Genomic DNA, 20,903 nt, shown 5'->3' on the forward strand with positions numbered 1-20,903 from the left:
AACATGGTCTCGATCCGCGTGCTGCAGTCGGTGGGCGTGCACTACGCGCAGGAGTGGATCACGCGATTCGGCTTCGAGGCCGACAAGCATCCGGCCTATCTGACGATGGCGCTGGGCGCCGGTTCGGTGACACCGATGCAGATGGTCAGCGCCTATTCGGTGTTTGCCAATGGCGGCTACCGCGTCAACCCGATGCTGATCACCCGCATCACCGACAGCAAGGGCAAGGTACTGCTCGACGCCCATCCGCCGGCCATCGATGAATCGATGCGGGTGATCGATGCGCGCAATGCCTTCGTGATGGAGCAGTTGATGGGCGAGGTGACCCGCGCCGGGACGGCTGCCTCCGTGTACCAGACCTTCAAGCGCCCGGACCTGTACGGCAAGACCGGCACCACCAACGATTCGTTGGACGCCTGGTTCGCGGGTTTCCAGCCCAGGCTGGCTGCGGTGGTGTGGATCGGCTATGACAACCCGCGCAAGCTGGGCGACCGCGAGACGGGTGGTGGCCTGTCGCTGCCGGTCTGGATCGAGTACATGACCCACGCATTGAAGCGGCTGCCGGTGCAGGAGCCCAGCGTGCCCGAAGGTGTCACGCAGCGCGGCGGCGACTGGATCTACGACGAATATGCCAGTGGCGCCGGGGTCAGCAGCCTGGGCACCGAAGACAAGTTGCCCCATCCGCCCAGCGACGAGGAGCGCCGCAGCATCCTCGACCTGTTCCGGCGCTGAGGGCGACGGCGGGGCGGCCGGCCGCTCAGACGCCGAACGTCAGCGCCTTGCCGCCCTGCTGCGTCGCGAAGGCGGACAGCGCCGCAAAGAACTCACTGCCGTCGCGGGTGTCAAGCCAGCGGCCCGCCTCATGCCGATAGTGGTGGCCGCCCGCACGCGCCGCCAGCCACAGTTCATGCAGCGGTGGCTGGGTGTTGATGATGATCTTGCTCCCGTCGGGGAAGCTCAGTTCGAGCAGTCCGCCGGTGCGATGCACGTCGATGTCGATCACGTCGTCCTGCAGCCAGCGGTCGATGGTGGCCTCGATGCCGGCCAGCACGGCATCGGACAGGCGGTGGAATTCGCTGTCGGTCAGCGCCGAAGTGGCTGTGCTCATGGTGACTAGAATCCGGCGGATGAAACGGCTTGGCAGTTTAACGAGCACGCTGATCGTCGCGAGCGCCCTCGCGGCTGCCCTCACCGCCACCATGGCCGGCTGCGGGCAGAAGGGGCCACTGGCCCTGCCGGGCGCTGCCTCGGCGCCGGCCAGTGGCGCCTCCGCACCTGTCGGGCGTTAGGCCCCTGCCGCAGCCACCACCGCGGTGGCCGCCAGCCGGCCCTCGGCCACCGCGTGGCAGGCCACCTGGATGCCCTGGAAGTTCGCCAGCGCCGGCCGCTCGGCCGAGCAGCGCGCATTGGCATGCGGGCAGCGCGGGTGGAAGGCGCATCCGCTCGGCGGGTTCAGCGGGTTCGGCACCTCGCCCTGCACCGGCGTGCGCGCGCGGCCGGTCATGCCGATGTCCGGAATGGCGTCCAGCAGCATCCGCGTGTATGGATGCCGCGGCGTCGAGAACAGCGCATCGCGGTCGGCCAGTTCGACCAGCCGGCCCAGGTACATCACGCCGACCTGGTCGCTGACATGTCGCACCACCGCGAGGTTGTGCGAGATGAAGAGGTAGGTCAGGCCCCGCTCGCGCTGCAGGTCCTTCATGATGTTCAGCACCTGGGCCTGGACCGAGACATCGAGCGCCGAAGTGGGCTCGTCACAGACCAGGAATTCAGGCTGCGTCGCCAGCGCGCGCGCGATAGAGATGCGCTGGCGCTGGCCGCCGGAGAACTGGTGCGGGAACTTCTCCATGTCCGCGGGCGCAAGACCCACCGACGCCAGCAGTTCCCCGACCTGTCGCTTCAGCGCCGCCTCGTCGCTGACCAGACCGTGCTCGCGCAGCGGCTCGCCGACGATGTCGCGCACCTTCCAGCGCGGGTTCAGGCTGGCATAGGGATCCTGGAAGATCATCTGCATGCGCCGGTGCAGGGCACGCGCCGCCGGTCCCGTCAGGGCTGTCTGGGTATCCTGGCCATCGAAACGCACGCTGCCGCGCGTGGGGCCATACAGGCCCACCAGCAGACGCGCCACGGTGCTCTTGCCACAGCCCGATTCGCCAACCAGCGCCAGGGTCTTGCCCCGCTCGATCGAGAAGCTCACGCCGTCCACGGCATGCACGAACTGGCGCGGCTTGCGCTCGATCACCCGGTTCAGCCACGGCGCCGACACATCGAACACCTTGGCCAGATCCTGCACCTGCACCAGCGGGTTCATGCGGCCACCTTGCCGTCGTCGGCGCGCAGCCAGCAAGCCGCGCGCGTGGCACCGGCATCCAGCAGTTCGGGCCGCTCGCGCCGGCAACGCTCGAACGCCTGCGGGCAGCGCGGATTGAAGGCGCAGCCGGTGGGAATGGCATTGAGCCGCGGCATCGCGCCATCGATCTGCATCAGGCGATCACGGTTGCCATCCATCGAGGGAATCGAGCCCATCAGCCCCACCGTGTAGGGATGAGCCGGCCGGTGGATCACGTCGGCCACCGGCCCGATCTCGACGATGCGCCCGGCATACATCACCGCCACGCGGTCGCAGGACTCGGCGATCACGCCCATGTCGTGCGTCACCAGCATCACCGCCGCGCCGTGCTGCCGGGTCAGCCGCTTCAGCAGGCCGATGATCTGCGCCTGGATCGAGACATCGAGCGCGGTGGTCGGCTCGTCGGCCACGATCAGCTTGGGTTCGGCCGCCAGCGCCAGCGCGATCACCACCCGCTGGCGCATGCCGCCGGAGAACTGGTGCGGGTACTGGTCGATGCGCTGCTCAGCCGCCGGAATGCCGGTTTCCTGCAGCAGGCGGATCGCACGCTGACGCGCCTGCTCGTGGTCCACCTTCAGGTGCACCTGGATCGTCTCGATCAGCTGGCGGCCGATCGTCACCAGCGGGTTCAGCGAGGTCAGCGGGTCCTGGAAGATCGCGCCGATCTGGCGGCCGCGGATCTCGCGCATGCGCTCATGCGGCAGGTTATCGATGCGCTGGCCGTTCAGGCGGATCTCGCCGCCGGCCACGCGGCCCGGCGGCTCGAGCAGGCCGATGATCGCGGCACCGGTCAGCGACTTGCCGGCACCGGACTCACCGACCACGCCAAGGATCTCGCCGGGTGCGATGTCGAAGGACACGTCGTCCAGCGCGCGCAGGGTGCCGCGCCGGGTCGGGAACTCCACCTGCAGGTGGCTCACTTCAAGCAAGGGGGCAGCCATCGAAGCTCTTTCAGCGCAGCCGCGGGTTCAGCGCATCGCGCAGCCAGTCGCCGAGCAGATTGACCGACAACGCGATCATGATCAGCACCACGCCCGGGAAGATCGTGATCCACCATTCGCCGGAGAACAGGAAGTCCTGGCCGACACGGATCAGGGTCCCGAGCGACGGCGAGGTGGGCGGCACGCCGACACCCAGGAAGGACAGCGTGGCCTCGGTGATGATGGCGGTGGCGATGTGGATCGTCGCCAGCACCAGCACCGGCCCCAGCACGTTGGGCAGCACGTGCCGGCGCATGATGCGCACCGGCGACACGCCGATCACCCGGGCGGCCTGCACGTACTCCTTCTGCCGCTCGACCAGCGTGGAGCCGCGCACGGTGCGCGCGTACTGCACCCAGCCGGTCAGCGAGATCGCGACGATCAGCACCGCGAAGGCCAGCGTATCGTGTGCGTTAGGAAACAGCGCCTTGCCGACGCCGTCGATCAGCAGCGCGATCAGGATGGACGGGAACGACAGCATCACGTCGCACACGCGCATGATGAAGGCATCGACCCGGCCGCCGACGAAGCCCGAGAGCAGGCCCAGGCTGACCCCCACCACCAACGACACCAGCACCGAGGCCAGGCCGACGAACAGCGAGATGCGCGAGCCGTACATCAGCGCCGACAGGATGTCGCGGCCCTGGTCGTCGGTGCCCAGCAGGTACTTGCGGCTGCCCTCGGCCATCCAGGCGGGCGGCAACCGCGCGTCCATCAGTTCCAGTGTCGCCAGGTCCAGCGGGTTGTGGGGCGCGAGCCAGTTCGCGAACAGCGCGCAGACCACGCACACCAGCGCGATGACGGCCGCGACGATGGCCACCGGCGAATTCTTGAAGCTGTGCCAGACATCGCCGTCGAAGAAGCGCGCCAGTGCGCCGGGCGCAGCGGCCTGCGCGTCAAGGGAGGTGCTCATGGGGATCAGTGGCCGCCGGCGCCGCGCTCCAGGCGCAGCCGCGGGTCCACGACAAAGTACAGCAGGTCCACCACCAGGTTGATGGTGACGAAGACCAGGGCGATCAGGCACAGGTAGGCCGCCATCACCGGGATGTCGACGAACTGCACCGCCTGGATGAACAGCAGGCCCATGCCGGGCCACTGGAAGACCGTCTCGGTGACGATCGCGAACGCGATGATGTTGCCCAGCTGCAGGCCGGCGATCGTGATCACCGGCACCAGCGTGTTCTTCAGCGCATGGCCGAAGTACACGCGCCGGTCGGGCAGGCCGCGGGCCCGCGCGAACTTGATGTAGTCGGTGCGCAGCACCTCCAGCATCTCGGCCCGCACCAGGCGCAGCACCAGCGTCATCGGGAACAGCGACAGCGTGAAGGCCGGCAGCAGCAGGTGCTTCAGCCCATCGGTGGTCAGCAGACCCGTCGTCAGCACCCCCAGCGTGACCACCTCGCCGCGACCAAAGCTTGGCAGCCACTTCAAGGTCACCGCGAACAGCAGGATCAGCAAGATGCCGATGAAGAAGTTGGGCAGCGACACGCCGAGCAGCGAACCGGTCATCACCAGTTGCGAGCCCACGCGGCCGCGGCGCAGCGCGGCATACACACCCAGCGGCACGCCGAGCAGCATGCCCAGCACCGCGGCCACCAGCGCAAGCTCCAGCGTGGCAGGAAAGCGCTCAAGGATCAGCGACGACACCTTGCGCCCCTGCCGCAGGCTGAGGCCGAACTCGCCCTGCACCGCATTGACGACAAAGCGCGCGAACTGCACAGGGAAGGGCTGATCGAGCCCCAGATCGACGCGCAACTGCTGCCGCTGCTGCGGCGTCGCGTCCTGTCCCAGCAGGTTGGTCACCGGATCGCCGACGTACTGGAACAGCATGAAGGCGATGAAGGCGACCGTGAGCATCACGACCAGCGCCTGGATCAGCCGGCGAAGAATGAAGGCGAGCATGTATTGGATCAGGCACCCGGTGCGACCAGGCCCGCCGGCTCGTGGCCCGACGGCCCGGCGCACGACCATGGCGGCGCGACATCAGGCAAGGGCGACATGATCCGCAAATGCCATGCCGGGCGCAAAAGGGGAAACACCCGTTCCGCGAACGAAAAAAAGCCGCCCCGAGGGGCGGCTTCGTTGCGATGAATCCCCGCAGGGATTCTTCGCAGCCAGATCAGAAGATGTGGCGGATGCCGAACTCGACGCCGCTGGCGTTCTTGCCACCGAGGATGGTGGCGCCAGTGAAGGCCAAGCCGTTGTTGGCAACGACCTTGGACTGGCTGCCCTTGTTGCTGACGCGGGCGTAGGTGCCGTACAGCTGGGTGCGCTTCGACAGGTTGTAGCCGTAACCCACAGCAAACTTGTTGTAGTCGGCCGAATTCCAGGCGGCGGTGCCGTTCGACTGGTTGTAGCGGCTGTAGGCGGCGCGGATTTCACCTTGGCCCACCGGCGCGACAGCACCGATTTCAACCGCGGCGACCTTCAGGCCGCTGCCCGACTTCTCCTGGGCGATCAGGAGCATCGGCTTGACCATGCCGAAGTCGTACGACGCACCGAAGTTGGTGTACTTGGCATCGAGGGAATCGGTGGCGCCTTCGGTCTTGCCGTAGGCCAGGTGCGCGCTGATCGGGCCAGCGGCGTAGCCGAAGCGGAAGCCGAAGTAGTTGTTGGTCTTCACGCCGCTCAGCTGCTCACCGAAGCCGATCTGCACCTGGCCGGAGAAGCCACCCAGATCGCCCGGCAGGAAGTAGCCCAGGGTGTTGTTCGAGCGCACGGCGTTGGTGCCGTTACCCGCAGCACCCAGCATGCCGATCGAGAGGTTCGTGCCGACGCCGTTCGTGCCGAACGGGTCATAAACCGTGAGGTTCCAGAACGACGCGGTGAAGTCGCGGCCCAGGCGCACTTCACCGAAGTTGCCCATCAGGCTGACGGTCGAACGGCGCTGGAAATTCAGGCCGGCGGCATTGCCATCGTCGTTGGTCAGCTGACCTTCCAGCCAGAAGCCAGCCTTCAGGCCGCCACCCAGATCTTCGACGCCACGGAAGCCCAGGCGGCTGCTATTCAGGCCGGAGTTCGTGATGCCTTGCACCGTCTTGCTGCCAGCGGTGGTCTTGGCCGACAGGCGGGCATAGCCGGCGTCAACGATGCCGAACAGCGTGACCGTCGACTGGGCCGACGCAGCACCCGCGAACAGGCCGAATGCGGCGAGGGCGAGCAGAGACTTTTTCATTGCAGCTATCTCCTAGGTTGAACAAGAGGTCCCGATCCCGTAGAGAACCCGCCCACCGGGAAGGGCGCGGGCCGGTCAGGCCAACCTCCTCATCGGAAGTTGCGGCTATTCCACCAGAGCGATGCACCGCTTGCAAAGAATTGGACCCAAAAAGCCCGCCACTTGTTGCCTCCCAACAACGGGAAGCCGTACCCTGCCTTCGAGGCGACAGGGCCCACGCTCCAGAGGTGCAATGGCCTTGCGCTATGCTTTGAGCATGCCCCGTTCGGTGACCGCGACAGACGCTCTGATCGAGAGCGCGGAGATGGCCTTGCGCACACTCAGCGGCAGCGCGCGATCGGCGCGGCCAATGCCGCAACCCGCCGCGACAGGCGGCGAAGGCCTGCCCCTGACGCCTGCCGAGCGCCGCCTCTCGGGCGCGCTGATGCGGGTCAACCATGTCGGTGAGGTCTGCGCGCAGGCGCTCTATACGGCACAGGCGCTCACCGCGCGCGAGCCCGCCATGCGGGCGCAGATGCGCAGCGCGGCGCGCGAGGAAACCGACCACCTGGCCTGGACCGAAAGGCGCCTCGCAGAACTCGGCGACCGCCCCAGCCTGCTGAACCCGTTGTGGTTTGCCGGCGCCTTTGCGATCGGCTTGGCCGCAGGGCGCATTGGCGACCGCCAGAGCCTGGGCTTCGTCGTCGAAACCGAGCGCCAGGTCGAGCAGCACCTCGCCAGCCATCTCGACCGCCTGCCGGCGGCGGACGAAGCGTCACGCGCCATCGTCGCCCAGATGAAGGACGACGAATCGCGCCACGCCGAGGCCGCCCAGCAGGCCGGCGCGGCGCCCATGCCCGCCCCGCTGCGCTGGATGATGCGGGCCGCGGCGAGCGTGATGACAGGCACGGCGCACTACATCTGAGCGCGCGGCCAGCCGCGTCAGGCCGCGACGATTTCGTGGCTGGTGCTGATGTCTGCCGTCTTGCCGAGCATGATGGTCGCCGAACAATACTTCTCGTGCGACAGCGCAATGGCGCGCGCCACGGCGGCCTCGGGCAGGTTGCGCCCGCTCACGACGAAGTGCATGTGGATGCGCGTGAAGACCTTCGGGTCGGTCTCCGCGCGATCGGCCTCGATCTTCACGCGGCAATCGGTCACCTCATGCCGGCCGCGCCGCAGGATCAGCACCACGTCATAGGCGGTGCAGCCGCCGGCCCCCACGAGCAGGGTTTCCATCGGCCGCGGTGCCAGGTTGCGGCCGCCACCATCGGGCGCGCCGTCCATCGTCAGCAGATGGCCGCTGCCGGTTTCCGCGACCATGCCCATGCCGCTTGCCGGCACCCAGTGGATCGTGCATTCCATATCGGTCGAACTCCAAGGTCGGGCGCACCTGCACCCGAAGCGGGCGGCACGCACCAGCGCCTGGAGCGCACACCCTAGAACAGATGTCCAAGATCTTATTGCAGCGCAGCATCGGCCACGCTAGACTGCCACGCATCGAAACGTTGGCTGCCCGGCCAGCCGGGGCCTGACGACGTTTCCACCGATTGTCTCCTCCACCTCCTCCAATGGTGGATTCAGCCCGGGGCCTTACCGCCTCGGGCTTTTTTCTTGGGCCGCGGATTTATGATGCCGCGCCGCTGAAACCCCTGGCGCTGCCACTGGCAGTCCGCCTGCACCTTCGTACCGCCCGATGGCCCGCGCCGCGCATCCCGACTACCTGAAGAAGATCCTCACTGCCCGCGTCTACGACGTGGCCATCGAGTCCCCGCTGGAGCCTGCGCGCAGCCTGTCGCGGCGCATCGGCAACCATGTGCTGCTCAAGCGCGAGGACCAGCAGCCGGTGTTCAGCTTCAAGCTGCGTGGCGCCTACAACAAGATGGCCCACCTGTCGAAGGAGCAGCTGGCACGCGGCGTGATCTGCGCCTCCGCCGGCAACCACGCCCAGGGCGTGGCACTGAGCGCACGCCGCCTCGGCTGCCGCGCGGTGGTCGTGATGCCGGTCACGACGCCCAAGCTGAAGATCGACGCGGTGGCCGCGCTGGGCGGCGAGGTCGTGCTGCAGGGCGACAGCTATTCCGATGCCTACCAGCACGCCTTGACGCTGCAGCAGGCCGAGGACCTGACCTTCGTGCACCCGTTCGACGATCCGGACGTGATCGCCGGGCAGGGCACCATTGCGATGGAGGTCCTGCGCCAGCACGAAGGCCCGATCGATGCGATCTTCGTCGCCATAGGCGGCGGCGGCCTGATCTCGGGCGTCGCCTCGTACATCAAGGCGGTGCGGCCGGAGATCAAGGTGATCGGCGTGCAGACGCGCGACTCCGACGCAATGGTGCGCTCGGTGCAGGCCGGCCGCCGCGTGCAGCTCAACGACGTCGGCCTGTTCTCCGACGGCACCGCGGTGAAGCTGGTCGGCGAGGAAACCTTCCGCCTGACACGCAAGCTGGTCGACGACTTCGTGGTGGTCGACACCGACGAAGTCTGCGCCGCGATCAAGGACGTGTTCCAGGACACCCGCAGCATCCTCGAGCCGGCCGGCGCCCTGGGCGTCGCCGCCATCAAGCAGTACACCGCCACGCACAAGTGCAAGGGCCAGACGCTGATCGCGATCACCTGCGGCGCGAACATGAACTTCGACCGGCTGCGCTTCGTCGCCGAGCGGGCCGAGTTCGGCGAGCAGCGCGAGGCGCTGTTCGCGGTGACGATTCCCGAGGAGCGCGGCTCGTTCAAGCGCTTCTGCGAACTGATCGGCCCACGCGCGGTGACCGAATTCAACTACCGCATCTCGGACGCCAACGAGGCCCATGTCTTCGTCGGCATCGCCATCGGGCGGCGCGACGAGGCCGACAAGATCGCGCGCAACTTCCAGCGCCACGGCTTTCCCACCGTCAACCTCACCGACGACGAACTGGCCAAGGAGCATGTGCGCCACATGGTCGGTGGCCGCTCCGATCTGGCGCTGGACGAGCGGCTGTTCCGCTTCATCTTCCCGGAGCGCCCCGGCGCGCTGATGCGCTTTCTCTCGTCCTTGCACCCGGACTGGAACATCAGCCTGTTCCACTACCGCAACCAGGGCGCCGACTATGGACGCATCCTGGTCGGCATCCAGGTGCCGCGCGGCGATGCCAAGGCCTTCGCGGCCTTCCTCGACGCGCTGGCCTATCCCTGCATCGAGGAGACCGACAACCCGGTGTATCGCCTGTTCCTGCGCTGACGGGGATCTCCTTACACTGCGCCCATGTCGCTGAACCGCTCGCTGATCTCGCCGACCTCGAGCCCGCTGCTGGAGCGTGCGCTGGCGGAAAAGCTGGCGCGCCGCTGCGAGGCGGTGGGCGGCCTGGGCGAGCTGGAGCCGGTGGCCGTGCGCCTGGGGCTGATGCAGAACACGCTGAAGCCGCGCTTTCGCGAGCCGCAGCTGGTGGTGTTCGCCGCCGACCATGGCTTGGCGGTCGACGGCATCGAGCTGCCGCTGAAGCGCCAGTCGCACGAACAGGTGCACCAGCTGCTGACCGGCCAGCTGCCGGTGTCGGTGTTCGCCCGCATCCAGGGTCTCGAGCTGTCGGTGATCGACTGCGGCCTGGCCGCCGAGCTGGCGCCGCACGAGCGGCTGATGCCCCGCAAGATCGCCCACGGCACCCGCAACGCGCGCGTCGGCCAGGCCATGGCGCTGGAACAGGCCCATGCGGCCATCCGCGCCGGCATGGAGATCGGTGACGCGCTGCGCGGCAACATGGTGGCCTGCGCCGGCATTGGCGTGGGCTCGCACGAGGCGGCTGCGCTGGTGCTGTCGCGCCTGACGCAGAGCCCGGTGCGCGACCTCCTGGTCAGCGGCCCGCAGATGAATGCCGAGGCCCTGGCGCACCTGCTGGCCATTGCCCAGGCCGCGCAAGGCCGGCACCGCGACGTGACCGACGCCGTCGAGGTGCTGGCCGCTTTCGGCGGCTTCGAGACCGCGGTGATGGTCGGCGTGATGCTGGTGGCCGCCAGCAAGCGCCACCTGATCATGGTCGACGGCATGGCGGCCTGCGCGGCGCTGCTGGTGGCCTCGCGCATCGCCTCGGCCGTCACCGACTACTGCGTGTTCTGCCGCAGCCACAGCCACCGGGGGCTGGACCAGGCGCTGAACCTGTTCAATGCCACGGCGCTGCTGGAGCTGGGGCTGGACAGCATCGACGGCACCGGCGCCTGCCTGTCCTGGCCACTCGTGCGCAGTGCCTCGGCCCTGTTGACCGAAGTGGCCGATGGCGAAGATCCCGGCCCCTCGCAGCCGACGCCGATACCGGTGGCGGTCGAGGAAACGGTGCTCGACGGCGGCGCGAAAGTCCTGCCGCCCGCCTGATCAGCGCGAAGCCGGCAGGTCGTTGGGCGGCTGAAGCGGCGCGACCGGCGTCACGCCAAAGGGCGCCGGTTGCGGCGCCGATTGCACCGGCACGCCGGGTTGCGGCGTCGTCGGGCTGATCGTCGGCACCGGCACGCCCGGACGCAGCGGTGGAAAGCCGGGCCCCCGCAACGCACCGGGCTGCTGGGTCACCACCGATGGCGCGGGCATCACAGGAATCGTCGGCGCCGTGCCGCCCTCGCCCACGGCCGCCGGCAGCGTGCCGCGCGCGGCCTCGGCCAGCGGCGGCAGTTCCAGCGCCACCACCGGGCCGCCGTTACCGTTGGCCAGTTCCACCCGGCGGTGCGTGATCGAGCGCAGCACCAGATCGCCGTCGACGCGCTCGCCGATCGCGATGGCGCGCGCGGTCTTGCCCTCGACCGAGATCAGCGCCAGCCCCTTGTGCTGGCCCGCGGCCGGCGCCACCACGCCCAGCAGCTTGAAGCGGTTGTCGGCCACCGGCTCGGGCGCGGCGGCCTGCACCGGCGGCGGCGCGCCAAACAGCCGGGTGAGGTCCCCACCCTGGGGCAGCGGTTGCGTCGCCAACACGGCCTGCGGCGGCAATGGCGCCGGACGAACGACCAGGCGCAGGCCCCAGAACGCCGCGCTGGCGGCGACGGCCGCCCAGATCAGGAACGACAACAGGCGCGAAGTCATGCCACCATTATCATTCGCCGCTGTCCCATCACCCCTGCCCGCCATGCCCTTGCCGATTGCCCCGCTCACCCGATCCGCCGGCCGGGCGGCCCGCCGCGGTTTCACGCTGATCGAACTGCTGGTGGTGCTGGTGATCATCGGCGTGCTGGCGGCGCTGATCGTGCCGAACCTGCTGGACCGCACCGACGACGCGCGCGCCACCGCCGCGCGCACCGACGTCAACAACCTGATGCAGGCGCTCAAGCTCTACAAGCTGGACAACCAGCGCTATCCCACCGGTGAGCAGGGCCTGCAGGCACTGGTGACCAAGCCCAGCACCGGCGCCATTCCGCCGAACTGGCGGCCGTACCTGGACAAGCTGCCGAACGACCCCTGGGGCCAGCCCTACCAGTACCTCAACCCCGGTGTGAAGGGCGAGATCGATGTGTTCAGCTTCGGCGCCGACGGCCAGCCCGGCGGCGAAGGCAAGAACGCCGACATCGGCTCCTGGCAGTAGGCCCGGGTTCGCCATGCCGCGCGGCTTCACGCTGGTGGAGCTGCTGGTGGTGCTGGTGCTGATCGGCATCTCGGCCGGGCTGATCAGCCTGGCGCTGCGCGACCCGTCGGAGTCCCGGCTGGAGCAGGAAGGCACGCGCCTGGCCGCGCTGCTCGAAGCCGGCCGCGCCGAAGCCCGCGCGCTGGGACTGCCGGTGCGCTTCGAACTCGGCAGCACGGTGCCGGGCGACGGCTTCCGCTTCGTCGGCCTGCCGCCGCAGCTGAAGCTGCCGCAGCGCTGGCTCAACGAGGAGACCCAGGCCGAGATCGTCGGCGCGCGCGCGTTGCAGCTGGGTCCCGAGCCCATCATCGGCCCGCAGCGCATCGCGCTGCGGCTGGGCGAGCGGCAGCTGCTGCTGGCCACCGACGGGCTGGGCCCGTTCGCGCCACTGCCCACCGAGGCCACCAGCCCGCCATGACGCGCCGGGCACCCACCGCAGGCTTCACGCTGGTCGAGGTGCTGGTGGCGCTGGCCATCGTCGCGATCGCGCTCGGTGCCGGGCTGAAGGCCGCGGGCGCGCTGACCAACAACGCGCAGCGGCTGTCGGACGTCACCGCGGCGCAATGGTGCGCCGACAACATGCTGACGAACCTGCGCCTGTCGCGCCAGTTCCCCGGCGGCGACAGCGACTTCCAGTGCGACGAACTGGGCCGCGAGTACCGCGGCCAGATCCGCTCCTCACGCACCGAGAACCCGAACTTCCGCCGGGTCGATGCAGTGGTGTTCGACGCCAGCGACCACGTGCTGGTCACGCTGTCCACCGTGATGGGGCGCTATTGATGCCGGGGCCGATTCGCCAGGGTCGCGGCTTCACGCTGGTCGAGGTGCTGGTCGCGCTGCTGATCATGGCCGTGATCGCGGTGCTCGGCTGGCGCGGCATCGACAGCATGGCGCGCTCGCGCGAAGTGGCGCAGAGCGCGTCCGAGCGCACGCTGCGCCTGGCCACCATCGTCGCGCAATTCGAGCAGGACCTGCAGGCGGTGGCCGACACTTCCACCGTGCCTGGCCTGGCCTTCGACGGGGCCTCGCTGCGCATGACCCGGCGTGCCAACGGCGGCCTGCAGGTGGTGGTGTGGTCGCTGCGCGAAGGCGTGTGGCGGCGCTGGGCCGGCACGCCGGCCACACGCGTTGCCGGCCTGCAGGAGTCCTGGCTGCAGAGCCAGCAGCTGGTCGGCAACGAGCCGCAGCAGATCCCGCTGCTCGAAGGCGCCGCGGGCTGGCAGATCTACTTCTTCCGCGATGGCGCCTGGACCAATGCGCAATCGACCGGCGACGTGGCCACCACGCCGGCGGCTGCGGCCAGCGGCTCCCCGCCAGGCACCCCGCCCGGCACGCCGGTGCAGCGTGAGCGCCTGCCGCAAGGCGTGCGCCTGGTGATCGAACTGCCCGAGGGCAAGCTGACGCGTGACGTCGCGCTGGGACCGCAGGCGCTATGAGTCATCGCGCATCTATCATCCAAAAGACGCGGCCTCGGCAGACGCAACGCGGCGCCGCGCTGCTGCTGGCGATGCTGCTGCTGACGCTGGTGGCCACGCTGGCCGCGGGCATGGTGTGGCAGCAGTGGCGCTCGGTCGAGGTCGAGACGGCCGAGCGTGGTCGCGCGCAGATCGTCTGGGTGATGAACGGTGCGCTGGACTGGGCGCGCCTGATCCTGCGCGAGGACGCCAACAACACGGCGCGCCGCGGCATCCCGACCAACCTGCACGAGCCCTGGGCCACGCCGCTGGCCGAGGCGCGCCTGTCGACCTTCCTGTCCGCCGATCGCGAGGCGAGTCCCGACGCCGGTCCCGAAGCCTTCCTCGGCGGGGCCATCACCGATGCGCAGGCCCGGTACAACCTGCGCAACATCGCGGCCGACGGCAAGGTCAGCGAGGACGAGCTGGCGCTGCTCAAACGCATCTGCCAGATCGCCGGGCTGTCGGACGACACCGCCCAGCTGCTGGCCGACGGCCTGCTGGCCTCGCAGATGGGCACCGACCTGAACGCGTCGCTTTCGCCGATGCGGGTCGACGACCTGGTGTGGCTGGGGCTGCCGCCGGACGCGGTGGAGCGGCTGCGGCCGCTGGTGACGATCCTGCCGGTGGCGCCCACCAAGGTGAACCTCAACACCGCTTCGCGCGAAGTGCTGGCCGCGGTGATCAAGGGCATCGACCTCGGCACTGCCGAGAAGCTGGTGCAGGCGCGCGACCGCACGCCGTTCAAGACCTGGCAGGAGGCGCAGCCGCTGATGCCCGGCGGCGTGACGCTCACGGATGCCGACGTCGGAACGACGTCCGACTTCTTCGAGGTGCGCGGCCGGATGCGCCTGGACGACCGCGTGCTCGAGGAGGTCTCGCTGGTGCAGCGGCGCGGGCTGGAAGTGGTCGCGGTGCAGCGCCAGCGCGTGAACAGCGTGCTGCCGCGAACGCCTTGATGCACCCACCGTGGACCAGTGGCCGATGCGGTGCACAGCCTTTGCCACAATGCGGGCCGCCGCGGCGCATGCCGGGCCTGTGTCCGCAGCGAGCGGCCGCGCACATCCTTCTTCACGCGAACTGAGCTAGCCTGAGCCCCCTCCCATGTCGATGCTCGTGATCCAGCTGCCGGCCCGAAGCCGCGGCGGTGCCGCCGCGCCGCAGGCCGCTGCCGACTACAGCCATGTGCTGAGCGCCGACGGCATGACCACCGGCACGCAGGGCCGCGCAGCGGCCGCCGCGCTGCCCAAGGCCGACACCGTGGTGGCGGTGCTGCCGGCCACCGAGGTCGGCTGGCATCGCATCACGCTGCCGCGCGCACCGGCCAACCGCCTGCGCGCCGCGCTGGTCGGCCTGCTCGAGGAACAGCTGCTGGACGACGAAGACCAGGTGCACCTGGCGCTGGCGCCGAATGCGCGCGCCGGCCAGCCGACCTGGGTGGCCGCGGTCCACCGGCCCTGGCTGGCCGGGCAGATCGCCGCGCTCGAACAGGCCGGCCTGGTGGTCGATCGCGTCGTGCCGGCCTTGTGGCCCGATGCCGCGGCGCGCGGCCAGTTCTTCGGCGCGGCCGACGCCGATGCCCACACCGGCGGCGACCCGGCCCAACCCTGGCTCGCGCTGGCCGATCAGGACGGCGTCACCACCCTGCGCCTGGGCGGCGGCCTCGGCCGCCGGCTGCTGCCGGCGCTGAAGGAACGCAACATCCGCTGGGGCAGCGAACCGGCGGTGGCCGCTGCTGCCGAGCACTGGCTCGAGGCCCCGGTCCCGGTGCAGGGCGAAGCCGAGACGCTGCTGGCCGCCGCCCGCTCGCCCTGGAACCTGCGCCAGTTCACGCTGGTCTCGCACCACCGCGGCCTGCGCGCGCTGCGCGAGCTGAGCAAGAAGTTCATGAGCCCGGGCTGGCGGCCCATCCGCTGGGGCCTGGCCACGCTGGCGGTACTGCAGCTGGTCGGCCTGAACCTCCTGGCCTGGCAGCAGCAGCGCAGCGTGGCGGCCCGCCAGCAGGCCATGACCGAGCTGCTGCGCAGCAGCCATCCGCAGGTGCGCTCGGTGCTCGATGCGCCGGCACAGATGCAACGCGAGACCGAACTGATGCGCGCCGCCGCCGGCCGCGCCGGCGATGCCGACCTCGAGCCGCTGCTGGCGCTGGCGGCGCAGGCCTGGCCGCTGGGCCAGCCGCCGGCGCAGACCCTGCGCTTCGAGGCCGGCAAGCTGACCTTGCCGGCCACCGGCTGGGCACCGCCGCAGGTGGAGCAGTTCCGCAGCCGCGTGATGGCCGCCGGCGCCACGCTGGACAGCGCAGAAGGCCGCCTGGTGCTGAGCCGCGGCAACGCCGCGCGCGGCAAGGGCGCGTGATGGACGCACCGACGACCGGCACCGCAGCGGCCGCCGCCAGCCCGCTGCAGCAGCGCCGCCAGGCCCTGGCCGCCGCCTGGGCCGCCCGCAGCCCGCGCGAGCGGGCCATGGTGACCCTGGCCGCCGCGGTGCTCGGCCTGTACCTGCTGTGGGCCGCGGCCATCCTGCCGGCCTGGCGCACGCTGCGCGCGGCACCGGCCAAGCTCGAACAACTCGAAGGGCAGCTGCAGCAGATGCAGCGCCTGGCCGCCGAGGTGCAGGAGCTGCGCGCAACGCCGCCACTGCCGCCCGAGCAGGCGCAGGCCGCGCTCAGCGCCTCGGCAGCACGCCTGGGCGACAAGGCCCGGCTCACGGTGCAGGGCAGCCGCGCGACCCTGGCGATCAGCGGACTGGCCGGCGACGAGCTTGCCGCCTGGCTGGCCGAGGTGCGCGGCGGCGCGCGTGCCCGCGTGATCGAGGCCAACCTGAACCGCACGCCGCAGGGCCTGTACGCCGGCAGCCTGGTGCTGGCCGTGGGGGGCAGCCTGTGATCCGGCGCCTGGCCGCCGCGGCGCCGGCCGACCGCGCCTGGCAGCGGGCGCGGCATGCCACGCGGCGCTGGGCCCTGTGGGGTGCTGCGGTCGGTCTGGCCCTGGGGCTGCTGCTGGCCGCGCCGGCCAGCTGGCTGGCCTCCGTCGTGCAGCAGGCCAGCGGCGAGAGGTTGCTGCTGGCCGATGCGCGCGGCAGCGTCTGGCAGGGCAATGCGCTGCTGGTGCTGACGGGCGGCCCCGGCAGCCGCGACGCCTCGGCGCTGCCGGGCCGGATGTACTGGCGCCTGCGGCCCGACTGGCGCGGCCTGAAGCTGCGGCTCGAACACCCGTGCTGCATCAACGGCAAGCTGATGCTGAAGCTGCAGCCCGCCTGGTCCGGCTTCCGGCTGGAGCTGCCGCCGCAGAACCAGGCCATCGGCCACTGGCCGGCGCGCTGGCTCAGCGGCCTGGGCACGCCCTGGAACACGCTGCAGCTGGGTGGCAGCCTGCAGCTCAGCAGCCCCGGCTTCAGCCTCGAGCAGGTGGCCGGCCGCACCCGCATCGAAGGCGCGCTGAGCCTGCAGGTGCTGGGCCTGTCCTCGCGCCTGTCGCCGCTGGACACGCTGGGCAGCTACCGCCTGGCCATCGCTGCCGATCCGGCCGCCGGGCAGACGGCGCAGCTGACCCTGGACACGCTGGACGGCGCGCTGCGCCTGAGCGGCACCGGACAGTGGAGCGGCTCACGGCTGCGCTTTCGCGGCCAGGCCGAAGCGGCTGCGGGCCAGGAATCGGCGCTGGCCAACCTGCTGAACCTTCTCGGCCGGCGCCAGGGCGCGCTGGCCGTCATTTCGATTGGATGACCATGTTGCTGCGCCCTCCCCTTCACCGCCCGGCCCATCGCGTGGCCCGCACCGCCGTGCAACTGGCCTGTCTGGCGAGCCTGGTCCTGCCGACCCTGCCGACGGTGGCGCAAAGCCCCGCTGCGGACGCCGGCGCGCCGGCCCCGCGCAGCGGCGGCGCCCGGCTGAAGTCCAGCGCGCCGGTGACGCTGAACTTCGTCAATGCCGACATCGAAGGCGTCACCCGCGCGATGGCCGCGATGATGGACCAGGTGATCCTGGTCGACCCGCGCGTGAAGGGCAACATCACCGTCTACAGCGAGCAGCCGATCCCGGTGCGCGAAGCCTGGCTGAACTACCTGGCCGCGCTGCGCGGCCTGGGCTTCGCGCTGGTGGACAACAACGGCCTGCTGAAGGTGGTGCCCGAGGCCGAGGCCAAGCTGCAGGCGGGCACCGTCTCGATCGGCCCGGTGCAGCAGCGCGGCGACCAGGTCATCACGCAGGTGTTCCGTCTCAGCCACGAGAACCCGAACAACCTGGTCGCGGTGCTGCGGCCGCTGATCAGCCCGAACAACACGATCAATGCCAACCCGGGCAACAGCTCGCTGGTGATCACCGACTACGCCGACAACCTGGCGCGCATCGGCCGCATCATCGCGGCGCTGGACCAGCCGGCCGCGACCGAGATCGAGGTGGTGCCGCTGCAGCACGCGGTGGCCGCGGACATGGCCGTGCTGGTGCAGAAGCTCGGCGAGGGCAGCGCGACACCCGGCGCCGTGCTGCCCGGCGCCACCGCCGCCACCACCGTGATGGCCGACCCGCGCAGCAACTCGCTGATCATCCGCGCCGCCAATCCGGCGCGGCTGGTCTCGATGCGCGCGCTGATCGCCCGGCTGGACGTGCCCGGCGCGGACGGCCCGGCCGGCAGCATCCGCGTCGTCCCGCTGAAGAACGCCGACGCCACCAAGCTCGCCACGCTGTTGCGCGCGGCCTTCGGCGGGGGCGGCAGCAGCGGCGGTGGCAGCAGCAGCGGCCTGGGCGGCCTGGCCAGTTCGGCCACCAGCGCCACGCCGATGTCACCGGCCACGACCACCGGCACCACCGCCACGGGGGGCGCCTCCACCGCCGCCACCACGCCGGTGTCGGCCTCGGCGCAGCCTTCGACCGGCGGCTTCATCCAGGCCGACCCGGCCACCAACTCGCTGATCATCTCGGCGCCCGAGCCGCTGTACCGCCAGATGCGCCAGGTGATCGAGCAGCTCGACGGCCGCCGCGCGCAGGTGTTCGTCGAGTCGATGATCGTCGAGATGGACGCGCAGAAGGCCGCTGACTTCGGCTTCCAGTGGCAGGGGCTGCTCGGCCGCAGCGGCGACAGCACCGGCCTCGCGCTGGGCACCAATTTCGGCAGTGGCAGCGGCAACATCATCAACCTGTCCTCCGTGCAGTCCAGTGCGCTGCAGAACCTGAGCGTCGGTCCCTCGGTCAACGGCCTGAACCTCGGGCTGATCCAGAAGATCAACGGCGTCTACACGCTGGCCGGGTTGGCACGCTTCCTCGAAACCGTGTCGGGCACCAACATCCTGTCGACGCCGAACCTGGTGGCGCTGGACAACGAGGAAGCCAAGATCGTCGTCGGCGCCAACGTGCCCTTCGTCACCGGCAGCTTCACCAGCACCGGCGCCAGCACGGCCAGCGTCAACCCGTTCCAGACCATCGAACGCAAGGACGTGGGCCTGACGCTGCGGGTGAAACCGCAGATCGGCGAAGGCGGCGTCGTGCGCATGACGATCTACCAGGAGAACTCCGCCGTTGTCGCCAGCTCGGCCAACAACGCCAACGGCCCCTCCACCACAAAGAGCTCGATCGAGACCACCGTGGTGGTCGACGATGGCGCCATCATGGTGCTGGGCGGCCAGCTGAAGGACCAGTACGACGGGGCCGACAACAAGGTGCCGGTGCTGGGTGACCTGCCGGTGGTGGGCAACCTGTTCCGCAGCGAGAACCGCACGCGGCGCAAGACCAACCTGCTGGTGTTCCTGCGCCCGGTGGTGCTGCGCGACCAGCAGGCCTCGACCTCGCTGACCCTGGACCGCTACGAGCAGATCCGCGCGGTGCAGCAGAGCGTGCAGCCGGCGCCCAGCCGCATGCTGCCGATCAACGAGTCGGCCATCCTGCCGCCGCTGCCCGCATCCGCCGCCTCGGCGCCGGCCGCGCCGGCCACGGCGTCACAACCCGCGAAGTAAGCGGCCATGGCCAGCCGCCATCCCCTGCCCTACGGCTTTGCGAAGGCCCACACGCTGCTGCTGGAGGACGACGGCAGCCAGCGCGTGCTGTGGGCCGCCGAGACCACGCCGGCCAGCGCCATCAGCGAAGTCGTGCGGGTGCACGACGTCACCCGCTTCGAGGCCGAGGCCGCTGCCACGCTGGGCCAGCGCATCGCCGCGGTGTATGCGGGCGGCGAATCCAGTGCCGCCGCGGTGGTGGGCGAGGTCGAGAGCGCGGTCGACCTGTCGCGCCTGCTGCAGGACCTGCCGGCGGTGGAAGACCTGCTCGAAGCCGCGAACGACGCGCCGATCATCCGCATGCTCAACGCGCTGCTGACCCAGGCGGCGAAGGACGCGGCCAGCGACATCCACATCGAGCCCTACGAGCGCAGCTCCTCGGTGCGCTTCCGCGTCGACGGCACGCTGCGCGAGGTGGTGCAGCCGAACAAGGCGCTGCATGCCGCGCTGATCTCGCGGCTGAAGATCATGGCCGAGCTCGACATCGCCGAGAAGCGCCTGCCGCAGGACGGCCGCATCTCTTTGCGCATCGGCGGCCGGGCGATCGACGTGCGCGTCTCGACCCTGCCCTCGGCGCATGGCGAGCGCGCGGTGCTGCGCCTGCTGGACAAGACCGAATCGAAGTTCACGCTCGAAGCACTGGGCATGAGCGGCGAGGTGCTGACGGCCTTCGACCACCTGGTGCACCAGCCGCACGGCATCGTGCTGGTGACCGGGCCCACCGGCTCGGGCAAGACGACCACGCTGTACGCCTCGCTCGGCCGCATCGACACCAGCACCACCAACATCCTGACGGTGGAAGACCCGGTGGAGTACGAGCTGCCCGGCATCGGCCAGACCCAGGTCAACCCGAAGATCGACCTGACCTTCGCGAAGGCACTGCGCGCCATCCTGCGCCAGGACCCGGACGTGATCATGATCGGCGAGATCCGCGACTTCGAGACCGCGCAGATCGCGATCCAGGCCTCGCTGACCGGCCACCTGGTGCTGGCCACCCTGCACACCAACGACGCGCCCAGCGCGGTGACGCGGCTGATCGACATGGGCGTCGAGCCCTTCCTGCTGTCGAGCTCGCTGCTGGGCGTGCAGGCGCAGCGCCTGGTGCGCAAGCTCTGCCCCGCGTGCCGCCGCCAGGACGGCGACGGCCGCTGGCACCCGGTGGGCTGCCCCGAGTGCGGCATGAGCGGCTACAAGGGCCGCACCGGCGTCTACGAGCTGATGGTGGCCAGCGATGCGATCCGCGCGCTGATCCACAACCGCGCACCCGAGAGCGAGCTGCTCGACACCGCCCGCGCCGAAGGCTTCCGCCCGATGCGCGAGGACGGCGAGCGCCTGGTCGCCGAAGGCATCACCTCGCTCGAGGAAGTCCTGCGCGTGACGCGCGACTAACATTCAAAAGACGCG

Annotated in this window: 23 protein-coding genes; 15 read left to right on the plus strand and 8 right to left on the minus strand. The window is 70.1% G+C overall.

What is annotated here, in order from left to right; translation table 11 throughout:
* A partial coding sequence (locus tag ACILR4_RS24375; protein ID WP_395703490.1) for a penicillin-binding transpeptidase domain-containing protein occupies positions 1 to 732 on the plus strand: 732 nt, incomplete at its 5' end.
* A 25-nt stretch (positions 733 to 757) separates the two neighbouring features.
* Here ACILR4_RS24375 and cyaY read toward each other — a convergent pair.
* Positions 758 to 1,087 (minus strand): iron donor protein CyaY, encoded by a 330-nt coding sequence (gene cyaY / locus ACILR4_RS24380; RefSeq protein WP_395703517.1) that lies wholly within the window; start codon positions 1,085 to 1,087, stop codon positions 758 to 760.
* Positions 1,088 to 1,199: 112 nt separating this feature from the next.
* Here cyaY and ACILR4_RS24385 point away from each other — a divergent pair, with 112 nt between their 5' ends.
* Positions 1,200 to 1,289 carry a lipoprotein gene (locus ACILR4_RS24385; RefSeq protein WP_395703518.1) on the plus strand — a complete coding sequence of 30 codons (90 nt, stop codon included), beginning with the start codon at positions 1,200 to 1,202 and terminating at the stop codon, positions 1,287 to 1,289.
* Here ACILR4_RS24385 and ACILR4_RS24390 read toward each other — a convergent pair.
* The 5 genes from ACILR4_RS24390 to ACILR4_RS24410 all read right to left on the minus strand — a co-directional run bounded on the left by ACILR4_RS24390 (position 1,286) and on the right by ACILR4_RS24410 (position 6,505).
* The gene (locus ACILR4_RS24390) at positions 1,286 to 2,311 is read right to left on the minus strand and encodes an ABC transporter ATP-binding protein (RefSeq protein ID WP_395703491.1); all 1,026 of its coding nucleotides are present in this window, start codon (positions 2,309 to 2,311) and stop codon (positions 1,286 to 1,288) included. The genes ACILR4_RS24385 and ACILR4_RS24390 overlap by 4 nt on opposite strands.
* The gene (locus tag ACILR4_RS24395; protein ID WP_395703492.1) at positions 2,308 to 3,291 is read right to left on the minus strand and encodes an ABC transporter ATP-binding protein; all 984 of its coding nucleotides are present in this window, start codon (positions 3,289 to 3,291) and stop codon (positions 2,308 to 2,310) included. Before ACILR4_RS24395 ends, ACILR4_RS24390 begins: the two co-directional genes overlap by 4 nt.
* Before the next feature lie 10 nt (positions 3,292 to 3,301).
* A complete protein-coding gene (locus ACILR4_RS24400; RefSeq protein WP_395703493.1) occupies positions 3,302 to 4,243 on the minus strand; it encodes an ABC transporter permease in 942 nt (313 codons plus the stop codon).
* Positions 4,244 to 4,248: 5 nt separating this feature from the next.
* Positions 4,249 to 5,232 (minus strand): ABC transporter permease, encoded by a 984-nt coding sequence (locus ACILR4_RS24405; RefSeq protein WP_395703494.1) that lies wholly within the window; start codon positions 5,230 to 5,232, stop codon positions 4,249 to 4,251.
* A 217-nt stretch (positions 5,233 to 5,449) separates the two neighbouring features.
* Positions 5,450 to 6,505 (minus strand): porin, encoded by a 1,056-nt coding sequence (locus ACILR4_RS24410; RefSeq protein ID WP_395703495.1) that lies wholly within the window; start codon positions 6,503 to 6,505, stop codon positions 5,450 to 5,452.
* A gap of 232 nt (positions 6,506 to 6,737) precedes the next feature.
* Here ACILR4_RS24410 and coq7 point away from each other — a divergent pair, with 232 nt between their 5' ends.
* On the plus strand, positions 6,738 to 7,409 hold the full coding sequence (coq7, locus tag ACILR4_RS24415; RefSeq protein WP_395703496.1) for a 2-polyprenyl-3-methyl-6-methoxy-1,4-benzoquinone monooxygenase: 672 nt from the start codon (positions 6,738 to 6,740) through the stop codon (positions 7,407 to 7,409).
* Positions 7,410 to 7,426: 17 nt separating this feature from the next.
* On the opposite strand, the gene ACILR4_RS24420 is transcribed toward coq7, so the two are convergent.
* Complete coding sequence (locus tag ACILR4_RS24420) at positions 7,427 to 7,849, minus strand: OsmC family protein (RefSeq protein WP_395703519.1); 423 nt, start codon at positions 7,847 to 7,849, stop codon at positions 7,427 to 7,429.
* Positions 7,850 to 8,180: 331 nt separating this feature from the next.
* On the opposite strand from ACILR4_RS24420, the gene ilvA reads away from it, so the two are divergent.
* Together ilvA and ACILR4_RS24430 are read left to right on the plus strand one after the other, a co-directional pair.
* Entirely contained in the window at positions 8,181 to 9,704 is a 1,524-nt protein-coding gene (gene ilvA, locus ACILR4_RS24425) for a threonine ammonia-lyase, biosynthetic (RefSeq protein ID WP_395703497.1), read from the plus strand.
* Positions 9,705 to 9,728: 24 nt separating this feature from the next.
* Complete coding sequence (locus tag ACILR4_RS24430) at positions 9,729 to 10,829, plus strand: nicotinate-nucleotide--dimethylbenzimidazole phosphoribosyltransferase (protein ID WP_395703498.1); 1,101 nt, start codon at positions 9,729 to 9,731, stop codon at positions 10,827 to 10,829.
* On the opposite strand, the gene ACILR4_RS24435 is transcribed toward ACILR4_RS24430, so the two are convergent.
* On the minus strand, positions 10,830 to 11,525 hold the full coding sequence (locus ACILR4_RS24435) for a type II secretion system protein N (protein ID WP_395703499.1): 696 nt from the start codon (positions 11,523 to 11,525) through the stop codon (positions 10,830 to 10,832).
* 43 nt (positions 11,526 to 11,568) lie between these two features.
* Between ACILR4_RS24435 and gspG the strand changes: the two genes are divergently transcribed.
* The 10 genes from gspG (at position 11,569) to gspE (ending at position 20,888) form a co-directional block, all read left to right on the plus strand.
* Positions 11,569 to 12,021 (plus strand): type II secretion system major pseudopilin GspG, encoded by a 453-nt coding sequence (gspG, locus tag ACILR4_RS24440; protein WP_395703500.1) that lies wholly within the window; start codon positions 11,569 to 11,571, stop codon positions 12,019 to 12,021.
* 13 nt (positions 12,022 to 12,034) lie between these two features.
* Complete coding sequence (locus tag ACILR4_RS24445; protein WP_395703501.1) at positions 12,035 to 12,478, plus strand: prepilin-type N-terminal cleavage/methylation domain-containing protein; 444 nt, start codon at positions 12,035 to 12,037, stop codon at positions 12,476 to 12,478.
* Entirely contained in the window at positions 12,475 to 12,840 is a 366-nt protein-coding gene (gene gspI, locus ACILR4_RS24450; RefSeq protein WP_395703502.1) for a type II secretion system minor pseudopilin GspI, read from the plus strand. Before ACILR4_RS24445 ends, gspI begins: the two co-directional genes overlap by 4 nt.
* Positions 12,840 to 13,496: a prepilin-type N-terminal cleavage/methylation domain-containing protein gene (locus ACILR4_RS24455; RefSeq protein WP_395703503.1), complete on the plus strand. Its 657-nt coding sequence runs from the start codon at positions 12,840 to 12,842 to the stop codon at positions 13,494 to 13,496. The genes gspI and ACILR4_RS24455 overlap by 1 nt, the downstream gene beginning before the upstream one ends.
* Positions 13,493 to 14,473: a type II secretion system minor pseudopilin GspK gene (gene gspK, locus ACILR4_RS24460; protein ID WP_395703504.1), complete on the plus strand. Its 981-nt coding sequence runs from the start codon at positions 13,493 to 13,495 to the stop codon at positions 14,471 to 14,473. The genes ACILR4_RS24455 and gspK overlap by 4 nt, the downstream gene beginning before the upstream one ends.
* Positions 14,474 to 14,618: 145 nt before the next feature.
* Positions 14,619 to 15,869, plus strand: coding sequence for a type II secretion system protein GspL (gene gspL / locus ACILR4_RS24465; protein WP_395703505.1), 1,251 nt, complete (start codon positions 14,619 to 14,621; stop codon positions 15,867 to 15,869).
* The gene (gene gspM, locus ACILR4_RS24470) at positions 15,869 to 16,399 is read left to right on the plus strand and encodes a type II secretion system protein GspM (RefSeq protein WP_395703506.1); all 531 of its coding nucleotides are present in this window, start codon (positions 15,869 to 15,871) and stop codon (positions 16,397 to 16,399) included. Before gspL ends, gspM begins: the two co-directional genes overlap by 1 nt.
* Positions 16,396 to 17,238: a type II secretion system protein N gene (gene gspN / locus ACILR4_RS24475; protein ID WP_395703507.1), complete on the plus strand. Its 843-nt coding sequence runs from the start codon at positions 16,396 to 16,398 to the stop codon at positions 17,236 to 17,238. Before gspM ends, gspN begins: the two co-directional genes overlap by 4 nt.
* Positions 17,235 to 19,460: a type II secretion system secretin GspD gene (gene gspD, locus ACILR4_RS24480; protein WP_407062681.1), complete on the plus strand. Its 2,226-nt coding sequence runs from the start codon at positions 17,235 to 17,237 to the stop codon at positions 19,458 to 19,460. Before gspN ends, gspD begins: the two co-directional genes overlap by 4 nt.
* Before the next feature lie 6 nt (positions 19,461 to 19,466).
* A complete protein-coding gene (gene gspE / locus ACILR4_RS24485) occupies positions 19,467 to 20,888 on the plus strand; it encodes a type II secretion system ATPase GspE (protein ID WP_395703509.1) in 1,422 nt (473 codons plus the stop codon).
* Positions 20,889 to 20,903 lie beyond the last annotated feature (15 nt).

Source organism: Aquabacterium sp., assembly GCF_044226965.1.
Taxonomy (GTDB): Bacteria; Pseudomonadota; Gammaproteobacteria; order Burkholderiales; family Burkholderiaceae_C; genus Pseudaquabacterium.